The following is a 15,985-nucleotide window of genomic DNA, read 5'->3' on the forward strand; positions in this document are numbered from 1 at the left end:
CATATTCAGAGACAACTTGTCGTTTGAATGCCTCACTGTATTCTTGGACAGGGGACGATGTTTTTTTTAGATTCATAAGGGTGACTAATTTTATGGTTTTTTAGTCAACCTTTTTCAGGACGAGACACAATAAAAATAAACCTCACATTATGTGGGGTTTATTTTTATGTTATTATAAGCATGACTGTAATTGATCTATTTTTCTTAAAAAATGAAGAAATATTTAATAAAGTAACACTTTAGTAGTGAAAATAAACTGCTCCTTATTCTTCGGTTGAGATGTTTCTGAAGGTTACTCGGCAAGAGACTAGCAAGGGCAAAAAATTAATGTCCCTTTAAGTCCACTATTGCTCATGGCTATTTGCTATTAGCGTTAATCCCTTATCTAGGGAAGCAAATTGCTGAGGTGAGGAACGTGAAAATGGAAATCAATTATGGGATTGAGAATTTTAAGTTTGGTCAAGCTGTATTGGTAGGTAGTGATGTAAGGCTCCAGGCAACTGTTAAATCAGTTACCGATCTGAGAGGGACTATAAAGTAGCAGTAGAAGAAAAACCTCTAATAAGAAATCAAATTAAGCCTTCTTACACGGGAAACGTTATCTTTCTCTATCATTTTTTTGAAAAAAATAATAGTAATGACGGTATATTGGATTAATCCCATTTAATTCCTTATCTGAATAAGGTTTGATTAGTAATTGTCAAATAACATCATAATCATTCACTCCCAAAACAAAGTAATGTTCAATTATTCTTTGAGCTTTCTTGCACATCGATAAAAGATCATTTACTGATGTGTTGTCGAAAATAAAGTCATCATGGGTTTTCACAATATATTCAGTTACTATTTCAATATTCATTAAATCAATTTCTGTTACATCGGTTTTCAGTCTATTTTCTTCTTTGAAGCAAGGAATTTTACGGAAAATAGAATCGTTAAACCGAAAGAGATGTATTGTTTTCATTATAAACTATTTAATAGGATGGAAAATTTAGGTTGAGGCTTTGTCAAGAAAGCTTATCTTTTATTTTTCTGTAGATCCTTTTTTTAGTTAAGGTACGTTCTGATGGTAATGGATACAAGCCGCCTGAAAGGATATACAATAAGCTGCCCCAAAAATTATTTTTCCTACATAATTCATGACTGTAGTTAGTTAATATTTTTATGTATTCGTGTTCATATTCCTTTGCTTCCTGTAATGTGTAATTTTCTGGAATATCTTTAATAATATCCATAACATTTTGGTTAAAGGTTTTAGGTGAATATTTTTCTATAAAGTCTAATTCAAGCCTGCACATCCCGATAAGTGGAGTAAGTAAAGAAAAAATTTCATTATAAAAATTATAGATATTTACCTTCCAAGATAATCTTTCTTCTTCCGGTAAAATCTGAATAGTCAACAGAATAAGTTTTTTATGGATTACTTCCATTTCATCTGTGTAGAGTTTGTTTTGCTGCCAGAATATGAGTGAATTGATTTTATTTTTTTTAATAATATTTCCCAGTATATATTCAAACTGTATTCTAATATTCTTTATGTTCTCACTCAGGTCTTCTAAAACAGACTGCCACAGGTTATGCTGGCTTAAACTGCAATATGTGCTAAATATCAATCTTGATTTGTTAATAAGCTGCTGTAATTCTTTTAACATTCTAAGAATTTCTTTAGCGTCTCTTTCTAAGGTGATGTTGGTATTTCGCAGATAGAACAGAGAGGTAAACTGGGAATAATAGGCTCTTCTTGAAATATTTTTTTTATTTCTGAGTCCCAGCTTGTTCTTTGGATGCTTGATTAACTTTTTCATTAGAATTTTATTGTAGATCATTTTTCTTCATAGTTCCTTTTTCAAAGGATTTTTGTTGTATGATAAGGGAAACAAGATATTGTCTTAAATCTTTTATCGTAATATTTTTTTCTTTCCCAGAAAAAAATAATGGAGTTTCATCTAGAAGTTCATACAGTTCAGGAAATTCTTTTTGGATTTCAACTGTTTTTTTAAATATCTTTTTCGTTAAAATAGATATAGTGTTTAGATTATTCATAGCCGCTTTTTATTATTGTTACTATTATCTTAAAACGTTTATTTCCTTTTATCGAATGAGATTTATGGGCTGGAACGATAATGCATTCACCTTCTTCCATAAAGTAAGAAGCTCCGTCTATAATGACTTCAGCTTTACCTTCAATGATCTGTGTAACAGTATCGAAAGGAGATATCTTTTCAGATAACCCTTCTTTGTCATCAAAAGATAAAACACTGATATTACCGGTCAGTTTTTCAAGTATATTTTTACTGACTACAGAATTTGGAATGTAATCTACAATCTGGCTTGTAATATATACTTTCGATTTTTCAAGTTCTCTATGATTCATCACTATGGGTTTAACATAAAAAGAGCAGATGGTATTGTAAATAAAAGGGACAGAACTGTCTCATATTCCATCCCTTTTTCCAGTGAAAGCGTTTGATAAATATATCTTTTCATTGGCTTTAACTGTCCTTGAAAACAATTTATGAAAGATTGATTTCTTTTATAATATTGAGAACTTCTTCACGGTTTTTTATTAATCTGTTTCCGATTCTTTCCAGCATTTCCTTTTCTTTACCTTCTTCAAGCTTCAGGTCGTGGTCCGTTAATGTTGAAAATTTTTCTTTCAGTTGTTTTGATTGCACATCCCAGTCTCCTGGAATTTTGAAAGATTGGTTGCCTTTGTTGTGGTTTGTGTCCATAAAGTAGGTTTTAGTGTAACTTCATTGCTACAATACAAAGTTGGGCATTTATTAATCTATTGTATTACAGATTGTTTCTTTTATGTTGCACATATCACACTTTTATAAAATTCCAGCTTATTTTGAACATCTGAAATGTGGTTGATCATAAAAGCAGTGTTTGATGACTCCTTATGAAGTAATGGAGGTGGTTAAGTCTAGGAAATGATTACAAACTTAAAATACTGCTCAATAATTCCAAATAGGTGATTGATTATTCGTATCTTGCTGAATAATTGCATTGAGCTGACAATCTGGACTCTAAAGAACCAGCGTATTCACTTCTTTTCCTTTCATTATTTAATACTTCCGGCATACCTCTCTGTTCCGCTTCAAATCATTTATAAACTGTTTTTGAAAAGGAGAATATAAATCTGCTGATTCTCTCCAAAAGAGAATTCAATGGTAAAAAAATTATTAATGTTTTTATGTATATAAAAAAATATTTAAGGATGTGGACATTTTTGATTCCTATCCTGGCATGGTTCTCTTATGTTGGAAATTCTGTTTTTTCTTCAGGGTATTACTCTGTGATTCTTACTTTATTTTTAATAGGAAGTGTTTTAGCTGCGGTGTACCATTCCGAAGTTATTGCGCATCGTTTGGGGGAACCATTTGGAACTTTGCTTTTGGCATTTGCCATTACGGTCATAGAAGTAGGACTTATTATTTCCATTATGATGGGAGCAAAAGGGTTGGAAACCATTACTCTTGCCAGAGATACGGTTTTTGCTGCTGTGATGATAATCCTTACAGGAATCATTGGAAGCTGTATTGTGATAGGATCCTTGCGATATTAGAGAGCAGAGCTTTACCTTACAGGGAGTAAGTACGGCACTGATTACACTGACCTCTGTTATTATTTTTGTGCTTATTCTGCCCAATTATACGGTAAGTCACCTCGGAGGCGAATACACGTCACTCCAACTGCTTTTTATCGCCTTGATTTCTTTAGGGCTTTATCTTGGATTTACCATGATCCAAACTTTTAGACATCGAAGCTTTTTCATTTCTCCACAAAACAAATTATTCGAGAATTTGCCTGTAGAAAGCAATAATAAAATAATTTCCACAAAACAATTGTATATCAATTGTATATTGTTAATTTTATCCCTGGGAATAGTCGTTTTGCTGGCAAAACTTCTTTCAAAGGATGTTGAACATATAGTTGTTTCTGTGGGTGCCCCCAAATCTCTTGTAGGTATCATTATTGCTGGTATTGTTCTGCTTCCGGAAGGTCTGGCTGCATTCAGAGCTGCAAAAAGTGATCAGATTCAAACTTCATTAAATCTGGCTTTTGGTTCAGCTTTAGCGAGTATCGGACTAAGTATTCCTGCGATTGCCATTATATCTGTAATAACCGGTATAAGAATGACATTGGGGATAGATATCAAATCAACAATACTTTTAGGGCTGTCTCTTTTTATTATTACTGTTTCACTGGCAACAGGCAGAACTAATATCATGCAGGGAATTGTATTGATCGCTATTTTTTTAATTTATCTTTTTATTACAATTGTACCATAAACCTATTTAAGTTATGCATTATATAGCTTGATATATAGTGAAACGGCCATCTTTAGTTTATATGATATGATGGTTGATATAGAATATATTTCATCATGAATCCAAAAAAACGTTTGAAGGCTCATGAAAAGAACTTTTTTCCTTACCAAACCGACCTTTCTTATAATTTCTCACTATCGGAAATCATTAAAACGGAGAGAAAGCTAAAATTTCGATTATAACAGAATAAATGGAAAATATAAATCAAAGATGAGATACTTATACCTATAAAATCATGGAAATTCATAAACATGATCTTGGAAATTAAAAGTTATTACTTATTAGGAATTATTGCAGTAAACCATATTTTGTTTTATGACTGTGCAACAAGTAATGAGTACAAATCATATGATTATAAAGATGTTGCCCAAATATTGAAATTTCAAATAAAAACTAATGAGATAACACAGAAATTGGTTCACAACTTGGGTTAAGTCAATACTTTAAAAGTTTGAAAAGTACTCTGAACAGAAAAAAAGATTTTACAAATAAAAATTATTTATCGATATGACTAGTAAAAAATATTACTTCCACGATAAAAGTCAGAATATTATATCAGAAGATCAATTAATTGGAGAAAATATAGATGCTATAGAATGTTTTCTAACTGATTATCAGCTAGAAAAGCTACATACAATAGAACGTGTTTATATTTTGAAAAAAACATTTTTAGGAATTTTTAAGACAAGATTGTATTTATATCTTAGTGAAGATACAATATATAATTACGCTATTCAGAAAACATAACATTACTATACTTTATTATTCCTCCGATCATAGCTTAATGTTAGAATTCAAATTTGTTTGGAATATTGATGCTTTGTCTTATTTCGTTTTGATGGTTTCTGAAAGCTATAGTATTTGTTACTCTTACTAAAACGATAACATCTTTAAAGGAGTGGTCAACGGCACTATGATGATGAAAATTAGAATTTTCACTTTCGGCTTCGCATAGCAATTACAATTTCCCATACAAAAGTCATTACATTTTGCAAAATCGAAAACTGTGTAAATAAAAAATCCCCGCTATTATGAGTAGATTTCTGTAGAGGTATAATCACACTCATATCCTGGAAACGCTATATAGTAAATTTTACAGTCCGATTTAATATCCTACAGATATTAACCTTTCTAATGCTTAGGAGGAGAGTATATAACAAAACCCTCCTTTTTAGGGGAGAGTCAATTGTACTAATGAGAATGTACAACTATTATGAGTAGTAAATGTATATCTAAATAAATTACATTAATATGCTGCAAGTCATGTGATTCTATTTATTATTGTCGTATATGGAGTAGAAATAATACATTTATTTTTAACGCTCTTAGGGTATTTTTTAAGCATAACTTTTTAATGCGTCAATTCTGTGGTAATATTTAATTTTCTTTGCAAGAAAGTTATAAATTTATTTTGACTGTAAATTCCAGTTTTCAGGAATTTGAAAGGTTTGTCACCTTTATGATGATTTGTGTTCATGACGTGGAATTTAATATAACTTAATTGCTGCAGTACAAGGTGGTGTTTTTATAACCTATGTATTACAGCTTGTTTTTTATATTGCAGTTATCACACATTGTTAGTATCCGGAGTCTTTTTCTTACTGAGAGATTGATGTTTTATAAAAGGGAAAAAATCTGTGATTATGCCCATAATTGTATAAATTTGGAGCTGGAAAAAGAAGAAATCTTAAAGATCATAAACCTAAGGTCTTATTACAGAGTTGCAGATAAATGACTGATATCAGAGTTTTGATCATAGGGTTGGCTGCTGGTTGAAAAACAAGTAAACTAATTATTTAGTAAAACAGAGCCTTGCCATGAGATAGCTGACTGTTGATTCCGCTCCCTGATTGAGATTGACATTTTTTTCTTCAAGCCCATCATAACATCCACCTGTTGCAGGGTTATAAATAATCTGATGTAAATAATTTTTTCCTAAAAACCAACTAAAAGCACTCCTCATCATCTGCAAATATTTTTCATCCTTAAAAACCTTGTAGAATGTAGATAATGCAAGTATGGTGTAAGCAACATCTATGGGCTGTTCCCCGCCAATTGATTCAGGACTTTTAACCGTTTCTTTCTGTAGCCATCCTTTATTGGAGATTACTTTGATGCCGCCCTTACTAAATATTTTAGAAAGCAAAAACTTGAATGATTCATCGGCAACCTGTTTATACATTTCATCCTTGGTGGTAATCCACGCACACAATAAAGCTTCAGGGAGTACACCGTTTCCGTAAGTGAGATAGTTTTCAAACCAATGCCAGTCTTTATGTTTTTCATGCTGATACATTTTCACCAGACGATTGGCCAGCTTTTTCAATAATGGAATGTTGTCTTCAGCGTTTTGATAATACAATCCCTTGATGATAAAAGCCATTGCACGGGTAGAGTGTATTTTATCAATAGACGGAAGACTTTTTTCGATAATTGATTCCGCTTCATCAGAAAGCTGCTGCGGTAAAATAGCTTTTATAGATAGAAGATTGCCCAGTGCCCAGATAGCCCTTCCATTGGAATCTTCAAGATTTGTTTCATAATTCTGCTGAGCAAATTCCTTGTTTTGATTCACATAGTTAAGAAAACTACCATCCGGTTGTTGACAAAACTTAATAAATTTTAGATAAGTGGAGATTAAGTCTAGGTCAGATTCATCTCTGCTCAGCTCATAATGTCTGCAGGCTACAATCATAGCCCGGGCATTATCGTCCAAAGTATACCCGGAATTGATATCAGGTTTGTTGATTTTAGAAAACTGGATCATCCCAAAATCCGTTGTCATATTTTTGACATGGCTTAGATTAATGTTGGGGAATGTATAATGTAATGTCATTTTATCTTTGCTGTATTGTTGAAATAATAGGGCGTGCGAAATAGAAGAATTTTCCCAGGCTGTGGGAGCCATTTTTTCCAGACTATTTGATCGTAATTTTTCCTGTACAGTTTCATTTTTTAGTAATGTATTTACGGCAACAGAAAGCTGCTTCGGAGCTTCAAAATCAATAATAATTCCCAGGTCTTCATTCAGTACTTCCAAAGCATGGGGAATAGGCGTGGAAATAATGGGACATCCGCAGCTGATGGCATACGAAAAAGTACCGCTTACTGCCTGATTTCTGTCTTTTGAAGTGAAAAGATAGATATTGGTAAGCTGAAGATAGTCCAACAACTTATCTAGAGGCAGGTACTGATTGATAAAATAAGTATGATTTTCCAGATGGAGCCTCTTAACAGTATCCTTCAAAAAATCACGATATTTCTCACCTTCATACTTAATGATGCCGGGGTGCGTTTTTCCAATAATCAGAAACATTACATCCGGGTTTTTGGAAATGATTTCAGGCAGAGCTTCTAAGGTAGTTTCAATATTTTTCCCCGAACCCAGTAAACCAAAGGTTGAAAGAACTTTTTTATCTTTAAATCCGTATTTCGCTTTCAGTGAAATTTTATCGATAAATGGCAGTAAATGGGTGCCGTGGGGTATCACTTTAATTTTATCAGGTGGTATATCATAATCATTGTTCAGTATATCCGCAGAAATACTGGTCATTACAATAATAGATTTTACAAAACTGCTGATTTCTTTTACCTTTTCTTTTAATTCCCGATCCGGTTTTGGTAGAACGGTGTGAAAAGTAATGATGATATCTTTTTCTGTATTTTGAAGAAAAAGCAGTAATCCGTTGGGGGTTTCGTTGAAAAATCCAAATTCATGCTGGAGCATAACCAGTTGAATATTGTTATTCTTATTGATTTTATCAGCCAGCTCCAGATAAGATACGGCATCGGATGTATTTAAGCGATATTCTGGATCATCTTCATATTGATAATGCTCATCCTCAGTTTCCATTGGGCAGATACTGATGCTAAATGATTCTCTGAATTTTAATTTAAGGGATTGTACCAAGTCCTGACAGTATGTTGCAATACCGCATACCTTGGGAGGAAAAGTGCTTATAAAGATAATTTCAGGTATATGATAAATTGTGTTTTTATTACTTTGTAAAGGTTGTCTTTTTGTCTTTTCCTCCACGTCTGATTTTATATTTTTATTCATATTGATATTTATTTTAAACCTGACATTCTGTATAGAATAGTCAATTATGATGTGTACTGTAGTAATTCCTTCAGTAATTCAGGGATGCTTAAAGAAGCAATAGCTATTCTTTTGTCTGCAGCGCCATAGTAAATATGGAGTGTATGTCCTTCTACGATGGCTCCGGTAGGGAAGCAGACATTGTTCACTTCTCCCTTCTGTTCCCATTCTTCATCGGGCTTGAAAAGAGGATAGGGAAGTCTTGAAATTTCTTTTTCAGGAGTATCAAGGTCTAGTAAAGCAGCACATGCGCTGTAAACATATCCTTCAATGGTATCATGTACACCATGGTAGATTAAAAGCCATCCATGTTCAGTTTCTATAGGGGGGCATCCACCGCCGATATAGCTTACTTCATGCTCATAGTTGGGAGATAATACAATATGTTCTTTAAAATGAAGGAAGTAGTCTTTCCAGAAATCAGGATTCAGGTCTTCAATATTTTCTATCCTTACAATTTGGATATCAGGCCTTATGCGATGTAGAAAATAAAGCTTACCATTAATTCTTCTTGGAAAAAATATCACATTTTTATCCCAAAGGAAGACCTCTTTATCCTTTATATGAGTATGCGGGAGTTTGTTGAAACGTCTGTACTTTTCTCCTATTTCACCTTGAGATTCAGCTAAAAGCTTAAACTTTTTGTATGGAATTTTTGGCACAATGATTCCTAGCTTTTGCCATGATATTAGATCCTTAGATACGGCAAGTGCACCCAATGCATTAACCCCGTCATAACTGGTATAAGTAAGGTAAAATAAGTGATCGATTTTGACAATTCTTGGATCTTCAACACCATGTTTTTCGTATTCAAATTCAGGGATAATAACCGGATTGCTGAGCCGTATTTCAGGAGTCTTATAATCCGATAATATACAGTATCCGATACTCGAGAAGTTATTCCTGGCAAGAGCCCTGTATAATAAATGTATTTTTCCGTTATCCTGAATGACTGCAGGATTTAGAACTCCTTCACTCTCAAAGTCTAATGTTGTTTTTCTGAGTATAATTCCATCTTTTTTCAAGGATACCATTTAGTTGCCGGTATTTCGGGCTTCTTGTTCCCTTTCTCTTCGTTTACTCATTTTATCCTCCCGTTTCTCTTTTGCAGATTTTGCGGGCGGAGTTTTATCTGATTTCTTTTTTCCGTCTTTTTCTTTTGACATTGTGAAATATTTTTTTGTTACCTGTAAATTTCAATCATTAAAAAAGGAAAGCTTTGCAATTGTCTTTTAATTTGTTGTATAAATCATAGATATTTCCGGTTTAATAGACTAACTTTGGATAAATGACTGTTAATGAAATAATTGACAGATGTAAACACTAAGGGAGATGAAGTTGTATGTAAAATATATGGTAAGTTTGCGCTGCAAAATGGTTGTCCATCAGGAACTGGAAAGATTGGGCATTAAAAATGCTGTCGTTGATTTAGGGACAGTAGAATTATTGGATGATATTAGCTCAGAACAAAGACAGATCCTTAAAGAAAATTTACTTAAAACAGGACTTGAAGTATTAGATGATAAAAAAAGTATCCTGATAGAGAAAATAAAGAATGTAGTGATAGAAATGATTCATTATTCAGATGAACTCCCAAAAGAAAATTTCTCAGACTATGTAAGTGAAAAATTAGGCTATGATTATACCTATCTGGCTAATACCTTTTCAGAAGTGAAAGGAATGACACTCCAGCATTTTATTATTATTAATAAAGTAGAAAAGGTAAAAGAACTGCTGTTATATGATGAACTTAATCTTACAGAAATCTCTTATAAACTCAATTACAGCAGCGTGGCCCACCTCTCCAATCAGTTTAAAAAAATCACAGGACTTTCCCCTTCATTTTATAAACAGCTGAAACAAAGACGTCTTGGAAATCTGGAAGACTTATAAATGTGTGATATATGTAAAATTATACCGGATATATATAGCTTAGTATAACACTTAAACGGCCATCTTTGTAGTATAATAATCAGGAATTCACAAAATCCATAAAGCTTATATCACTATAAATAGTGCAATTTTAGATAGGAAATATAGTGAACAGTTGAAAATATTTATCAAACAACAACCCATGGTTTCTGTCCTTTTCATCCATATTATAGGAATTGATAGATATATAAAAATTTTCATCAACTGAGTCCATAAAACTGTTTGAACATTCATGAGTAAACAACATGTTTAAATACAAAACAGACTTTATTATTATCACTTTAACGTCAAAAGTCATGAAAACAATACACCTTTTTCAGTTTAAGAATTCCATTACCCGGAAACTTCCTTTTTTTAAGGAAGAATGTAGATTAGATAATTTAAATGATTTAATGGCTTATGATCTGATGAACACCGAAAAAGTGACTGAGTTCATTATTGAAGTTCATGATGATTTTATTTTTGAAGATATGACCAGAGAAGATCTTTTGTCAATGTGCAGAAATGCCAGAGAAATGATTGAGCATTATTTTGTTACAACCATGAATGATTATGACGTTATCTGAATATTGATTTCAGCAGCATAAAAGTTTTTTTGATCAACATAAATAATAGACTCATGAAATTTCAGCAAAGTTTACTTGATTATATCAGTACTTCACTCATTACAATGAATGAAACGGTTTCTATAGCAGAAAGCGTAACCTCGGGATTAATACAGCTGGCTTTTTCCCAAATGGCTAATGCAAAACTGTTTTACAAAGGAGGAATAACGACTTTTACATTACCTGAAAAAGTTCAATTTTTAGATATAAATCAAATTGAAGTTAAGGAAAATGGTTTTGAAACCCAAAAAATGGCTGATACAATGGCTGTAAAGGTCGCTGAATCATTTGGAACAGATTGGGGAATTGCTTCTACTGGATATGCTGCATCTGTAAGAAATTCGGGATTTAAAGTGTATTCATTCTGTTCATTCAGTTACAAAGGAGAGATTGTACTTTCCAAACGCATAGAGCTTCATGATAAGACTCAGGCACTGGATGCACAGTTGTATTATACCGAATTTATTTTAGGGTGTTATAAAAGTGCATTGAATCAAATATTAATTTAAACTTGTCATTTATTTTTTGCCTGGCCCCAACTTTTGCACCTGATCTAAATTATTTAGATATAATTTTTTTTAATAATTACAAATTTAATTATTGATAATAATAAAAATAGCGCCAACTGTCTTCAGTTGGCGCCGTTTGGCTTTTGGTGACCAAGACGAGCGTATCTTCAAACACTTTTATCGATGATTTACTTCGTTTGAGCCAAATCAAAAAGGAATTAGTAACCCCGATTTTAATATTTAATCACTTGTAGTTGTAGAGTTTTTGCAAATTAATTTTTTAGTAAATGTAATAATCCAATATAAACAAAGAAGATGTTATTGATATGATTGTTGTATTTAAATATCGTACGGTACTTTTAATCAATTTATTACGTTCCGGCTGCTTGAAAATTCTTTGTAAGTATACACATTGTAAGGATAGATTTTCTTTGCCAGAATTTTAGAAATAACACTACTGATGAACAAAGGAAACAGCAATAGATATCCAGACGGTACTATACTGGAAATAATAAACATGGCAGTAAGAGGGGCGTGAATAGCTGCGGAAAGCATGGCAGCTGCTCCAAATAACGCAAAATTAATAATCACAAGATTGGTACCTAAATAATGGTTGCAGAATTGGGCAAAAAATACCCCTAAAAACGCTCCTGTAACAATACTAGGGGCAAATACACCGCCGTCACCGCCTGCACCGAGAGTGAGGGAAGCCGCCAATGGCTTTATGAAGATAAGCAAAACCAGAGGAATTAAATATGCGAGATTAACGATGTCGTACGAACTACATTCGAGGATTTTACCAAGTCCGTGATAACTATCACCATATAAAGCCGGAAGAAAAAAGATAAATACCCCAACAGTTATAGCACCTAAATTTACACGGATGAAATTGTTGTTAATCCCACCAAAAAATGTTTTTGCGTAGATGACAATTTTCGTAAAATAAAGCGCAAATATACCTCCGATTAAACTTAGTATCATAGCAAAAGGTATGGATTGCCAACGCCAGTCCTGTACCTTAAATGTAAATAGTGGATTTGAGTCATAAAAATGTACAAATAGATGAGCTACAATCATCGAACTAATTCCACTGATCAGTAAGGTTTTATTGTATTTACGTGCAATAACTTCAAATGCAAATAAAAAACCGCCCAGCGCACTTCCAAAGAGTACGGTTACACCCGCTATAATACCTGCACATATCAGTTCCGTCTTGTAGGCCCAAGCACTATGCAAATGTTTGTAGGCCTGATTACCAACTGTTGCGGTGGCAACTACTGTTGACACTTCTACTCCTGTAGATCCTCCGAAAATCACTGTTAAAAAGCCATTAACACAATGAGAAGGTATTTTAAAAAAAGGAAGATGATCTTTTCTTGTTTCCAGGGTAGTATATATTTCTTTAATTCCTTTATTTTTTCTGTTCTGAAAGAAATATTTACGTAGGAAGTAGATTGTTGTAATACCTACACTTGGTAAAAAGATTAACAATTTGTTTTCCGTGGCTATAATTTGTTCAAAGAGGTATTCTTGTACCTGTCCTGTTAAATGTTTTAAAGTATAAGATATAAGACAACAGATAATACTAACGATAATAGATATCCCGGTTAATTTGACATAGCTGGATCTGATTATTTTCTTTCTGTACGCTGTATTGCCTTGCATAACTATTTTAGTTTTAAAGAAGATGTAAAGGTAACAGTTATTTTTTGAAATAGTAAAAGTTGCTTGTTACTTTATACTACCTGTTTTTATTTAAACAATTCAAATGAAGTTTAAATAATTCATTGATTCATAAACTGAAAGTCCAACTGATAAAAGGCAACGATATACTTAATTTTTTTGTTTTACTTATAAATTCTGTCTTTTTGCAACGTTGGAATTTTAGATAACTGTTAAAAATAGATGTTTTTTAATTTTGTGACGGATGAAAAAATTGCAGATTTCGTCAGCTTCTTTAATTTTAGTATTGAATAATATACACTATTAAATAAAGAAAAACTAAATTAGTTGTGCAAAGAAATTGTTATGCCTAAAAACGATTCAATTACATTAAATAGAATGGATTACAGCAGTGGGATTGCTGTTGGTATTTGGAACGGATCTACACCAGGTATTATAAAAGCACTTTCACCCCACAGGCACGACCATTATACTTGCATGCTAATTGAAGCTGATCAGCTTGAAGTTGTATTTGATTTTAAGCATTTAACAATGCCGGTGGGGACACTTTTTATCTCTCCTCCTGGACAAGTTCATCAGATTCTAGAGACTCTTAGCGCAACCGGTTGTTATCTGTCTTTTGAAAGCCGTCATATCGGTAGAACGGCACAAACCAGTTTGGATAATTTGTTAGAGGAAACCTTGATTATCGCTCTCTCTAATAATGAGCGGGATTGGTTTAGAACAATCTTTGATTCAATGATGAAATTACAAGATCTGAACGATATCGCTTACAGGCAAGTTGAAGAACCATTGCTTTCAGCTTTTATTGAACAGGCAGTTTTGTGCTACGAACGTCAATTATTCATTAATCCCGAAAGTATCAGTCTACGTTCTATCAGTCTCACAAAGGAATTCAGGAATCTTGTAAAATCACATTTCCGGAGTATTAAGCGTCCATTTGAATATGCAGAAAAGCTTAATATTACTGTTGGACATCTAAGCGATACAGTAAAAAAAGTGACTGGATCATCAGCTTCGGAACTGATTCAAAAGGAAGTGATGAACGAAGCGTTAAGATTGCTATACTATACGGAGGTAAGTATCAAGGAAATTTCCTATCAGCTGGGATATCAAGACACAAAATATTTCATTAGACTGTTCAGTAAAAAAGCAGGTTGTTCGCCAAGTGAATATCGGAAGAAATACGCTAAAAACTCAGACCAAATCTTAGATCATTAAAATTGTTCCTTATTTTGTCCACCTTTTACCTTAATTTGTGAGTGGCGTTGCATATGCCAATTGCTCAATTTTGTAAGACAAAAAAATTACTTCTAAAGAAAATTTAAGTCTTATGATTGGACAGAATTTTGTTGAAAGCTCAGTATTCTCATTGTCAAAAACTCCCGAGGGAATAGTCGACTCTTTTCTTGCTCATATGAATTCTTTCCATTCGGAGACTATGCTTCGTTTCTATGAGGAGGATGCAATCTTTATTAATGATAACGGTGAGCCTCGGAGAGGAAGATTGGAGATTGCGCGAGAATTGGACTGCTTCTTTAAATTCGGATTGCCAATCAAAATTACAACAAGGAATGTTTATGTAGATGGCAATCTAGCATCACTAATCTTGGACTGGAGTATAGCGGGTATTGCGAATAATGGTGAAAAAATATGTATGCGAGGAACATCTAATGATTATGCTAAAAGAGGAGCCGATGGATATTGGAGATATTGGTTTGAAAATCCCTTTGGTGTTCAAGTGCGCAGTTTATTTTAAAAAACTTTACAATATTAAATAAATCAGATATGAAAATTTTAGTAGTAGGAGGTACAGGTCTAACAGGGAGGCTTGTAACTAACAAATTGGAAAAACTTGGTCATAAAGTGGTGATTGGCTCGCCATCACAAGGTGTTGATATCCTTACTGGTGAAGGGCTTCAGGAAGCCTTGACCGGAACTGAAATAGTAATAGATCTATCAAATTCATCTTCTCCCGAAGGAGAAAATGCATTTCGATTTTTTGAGACTGCGGGAAAGAATCTTGTCAAAGCAGAATTGAATGCTAGTGTTAAGCATCATATCGTTCTATCAATTGTAGGAACAGATGATGCATTGGAAATCGGTTATCTTAGAGCAAAAAAACTTCAAGAGGATACTATTAAAAACTCAGGTATACCTTACACTATAATTAGGTCAACACAATTTCACGAACATGTGGAAGCCATCATCCAAGTTCAGGGAGAAGGGGATAAAGTTTTTGTTTCGAACTTAGACTATCAACCAATTGCACTTGATGATGTTGCCGAGTTCATAGTACAATTTTCTTTGGAAGAACCTAAAAATAACACCATTGAAATTGCAGGACCAAGACGTGGCAAAATGGAGGCTTTTGTCTCTGAGTATATTCAAATTACCGGTCAGGATAAAAAAGTGATTATAGACAATGAAAATAAGTATATGCATTTTGTTGTTCCTACTTCACTTTTAGTTCCCACTGGGCAATACAATACAGGCAAAATACTTTTTGAGAACTGGGCACTTGAAACACATAAAATTTAATCTTCTAAATTTATCCTTTCGCTTAAAGCAGTTCTAAAATTTGAGTGCAGTTAAGTACTTCTTTATCACTATTTATGTTCTTTTTTTCAACTTATTAAGAAGATGGAAATTAATAATGAATTGATTTTTAATATGGAAAGGGAAAAAATTATTTGAATTAGTCAATACTTAATCTGACAGTTATAATCAAATTAAATAACTTTAAAACAGATTAAGTATTATGACAACACAACAAAAAATTATCAAAAACAAGCTAGGCGTACTTGAATTAGCACAACA

19 protein-coding genes are annotated in these 15,985 nt (G+C 33.0%); 10 read left to right on the plus strand and 9 right to left on the minus strand.

All coding sequences use genetic code 11. From position 1 onward, the window contains the following. Positions 1–361: 361 nt before the first annotated feature. On the plus strand, positions 362–541 hold the full coding sequence (locus A1704_RS24890; protein WP_238590594.1) for a hotdog family protein: 180 nt from the start codon (positions 362–364) through the stop codon (positions 539–541). 159 nt (positions 542–700) lie between these two features. Here the strand turns inward: A1704_RS24890 and A1704_RS08750 are convergent, their stop codons facing one another. The 5 genes from A1704_RS08750 to A1704_RS08770 all read right to left on the minus strand — a co-directional run bounded on the left by A1704_RS08750 (position 701) and on the right by A1704_RS08770 (position 2,732). Then, on the minus strand, positions 701–964 hold the full coding sequence (locus A1704_RS08750) for a hypothetical protein (protein ID WP_062672566.1): 264 nt from the start codon (positions 962–964) through the stop codon (positions 701–703). Positions 965–1,007: 43 nt separating this feature from the next. Continuing rightward, entirely contained in the window at positions 1,008–1,805 is a 798-nt protein-coding gene (locus A1704_RS08755; RefSeq protein WP_131797494.1) for a hypothetical protein, read from the minus strand. Between the two features lie 7 nt (positions 1,806–1,812). Then, the gene (locus A1704_RS08760) at positions 1,813–2,043 is read right to left on the minus strand and encodes a hypothetical protein (RefSeq protein WP_062672570.1); all 231 of its coding nucleotides are present in this window, start codon (positions 2,041–2,043) and stop codon (positions 1,813–1,815) included. Continuing rightward, positions 2,036–2,374 carry a cupin domain-containing protein gene (locus A1704_RS08765; RefSeq protein WP_062672572.1) on the minus strand — a complete coding sequence of 113 codons (339 nt, stop codon included), beginning with the start codon at positions 2,372–2,374 and terminating at the stop codon, positions 2,036–2,038. Before A1704_RS08765 ends, A1704_RS08760 begins: the two co-directional genes overlap by 8 nt. A gap of 139 nt (positions 2,375–2,513) precedes the next feature. Continuing rightward, on the minus strand, positions 2,514–2,732 hold the full coding sequence (locus A1704_RS08770) for a hypothetical protein (protein WP_062672574.1): 219 nt from the start codon (positions 2,730–2,732) through the stop codon (positions 2,514–2,516). Positions 2,733–3,223: 491 nt separating this feature from the next. On the opposite strand from A1704_RS08770, the gene A1704_RS25035 reads away from it, so the two are divergent. From A1704_RS25035 to A1704_RS24640, 3 genes are all read left to right on the plus strand, one after another. Continuing rightward, on the plus strand, positions 3,224–3,571 hold the full coding sequence (locus A1704_RS25035) for a hypothetical protein (RefSeq protein ID WP_317041194.1): 348 nt from the start codon (positions 3,224–3,226) through the stop codon (positions 3,569–3,571). 298 nt (positions 3,572–3,869) lie between these two features. Further along, positions 3,870–4,298 (plus strand): hypothetical protein, encoded by a 429-nt coding sequence (locus tag A1704_RS25040; RefSeq protein ID WP_317041195.1) that lies wholly within the window; start codon positions 3,870–3,872, stop codon positions 4,296–4,298. Between the two features lie 546 nt (positions 4,299–4,844). After that, a complete protein-coding gene (locus A1704_RS24640) occupies positions 4,845–5,084 on the plus strand; it encodes a hypothetical protein (RefSeq protein WP_062672576.1) in 240 nt (79 codons plus the stop codon). A 1,045-nt stretch (positions 5,085–6,129) separates the two neighbouring features. Here A1704_RS24640 and A1704_RS08785 read toward each other — a convergent pair. From A1704_RS08785 to A1704_RS25000, 3 genes are read right to left on the minus strand one after another with little or no spacing between them, the layout of a single operon-like run. Next, positions 6,130–8,397, minus strand: coding sequence for a glycosyltransferase (locus A1704_RS08785; RefSeq protein WP_082798745.1), 2,268 nt, complete (start codon positions 8,395–8,397; stop codon positions 6,130–6,132). 44 nt (positions 8,398–8,441) lie between these two features. Next, on the minus strand, positions 8,442–9,470 hold the full coding sequence (locus tag A1704_RS08790) for a glycoside hydrolase family 130 protein (protein WP_062672579.1): 1,029 nt from the start codon (positions 9,468–9,470) through the stop codon (positions 8,442–8,444). Beyond that, positions 9,471–9,602: a hypothetical protein gene (locus tag A1704_RS25000; protein WP_262484585.1), complete on the minus strand. Its 132-nt coding sequence runs from the start codon at positions 9,600–9,602 to the stop codon at positions 9,471–9,473. Positions 9,603–9,768: 166 nt separating this feature from the next. On the opposite strand from A1704_RS25000, the gene A1704_RS08795 reads away from it, so the two are divergent. From A1704_RS08795 to A1704_RS08805, 3 genes are all read left to right on the plus strand, one after another. Next, positions 9,769–10,329 carry a helix-turn-helix domain-containing protein gene (locus A1704_RS08795; RefSeq protein ID WP_226798640.1) on the plus strand — a complete coding sequence of 187 codons (561 nt, stop codon included), beginning with the start codon at positions 9,769–9,771 and terminating at the stop codon, positions 10,327–10,329. A 335-nt stretch (positions 10,330–10,664) separates the two neighbouring features. Next, positions 10,665–10,934 carry a hypothetical protein gene (locus A1704_RS08800; RefSeq protein ID WP_052187039.1) on the plus strand — a complete coding sequence of 90 codons (270 nt, stop codon included), beginning with the start codon at positions 10,665–10,667 and terminating at the stop codon, positions 10,932–10,934. A gap of 53 nt (positions 10,935–10,987) precedes the next feature. Beyond that, the gene (locus A1704_RS08805) at positions 10,988–11,482 is read left to right on the plus strand and encodes a CinA family protein (protein ID WP_047387970.1); all 495 of its coding nucleotides are present in this window, start codon (positions 10,988–10,990) and stop codon (positions 11,480–11,482) included. A gap of 363 nt (positions 11,483–11,845) precedes the next feature. Here the strand turns inward: A1704_RS08805 and A1704_RS08810 are convergent, their stop codons facing one another. Next, positions 11,846–13,147 carry a chloride channel protein gene (locus A1704_RS08810; protein WP_062672582.1) on the minus strand — a complete coding sequence of 434 codons (1,302 nt, stop codon included), beginning with the start codon at positions 13,145–13,147 and terminating at the stop codon, positions 11,846–11,848. 345 nt (positions 13,148–13,492) lie between these two features. On the opposite strand from A1704_RS08810, the gene A1704_RS08815 reads away from it, so the two are divergent. The 3 genes from A1704_RS08815 to A1704_RS08825 all read left to right on the plus strand — a co-directional run bounded on the left by A1704_RS08815 (position 13,493) and on the right by A1704_RS08825 (position 15,706). After that, the gene (locus tag A1704_RS08815) at positions 13,493–14,386 is read left to right on the plus strand and encodes an AraC family transcriptional regulator (protein WP_162268224.1); all 894 of its coding nucleotides are present in this window, start codon (positions 13,493–13,495) and stop codon (positions 14,384–14,386) included. A 112-nt stretch (positions 14,387–14,498) separates the two neighbouring features. Beyond that, on the plus strand, positions 14,499–14,924 hold the full coding sequence (locus tag A1704_RS08820) for a YybH family protein (protein WP_056015210.1): 426 nt from the start codon (positions 14,499–14,501) through the stop codon (positions 14,922–14,924). A 29-nt stretch (positions 14,925–14,953) separates the two neighbouring features. Continuing rightward, the gene (locus A1704_RS08825) at positions 14,954–15,706 is read left to right on the plus strand and encodes an SDR family oxidoreductase (protein WP_056015209.1); all 753 of its coding nucleotides are present in this window, start codon (positions 14,954–14,956) and stop codon (positions 15,704–15,706) included. The last annotated feature ends 279 nt before the right edge of the window (positions 15,707–15,985 follow it).

Origin of the sequence: Chryseobacterium cucumeris, from assembly GCF_001593385.1 — a bacterium.
GTDB classification, from domain to species: domain Bacteria; phylum Bacteroidota; class Bacteroidia; order Flavobacteriales; family Weeksellaceae; genus Chryseobacterium; species Chryseobacterium cucumeris.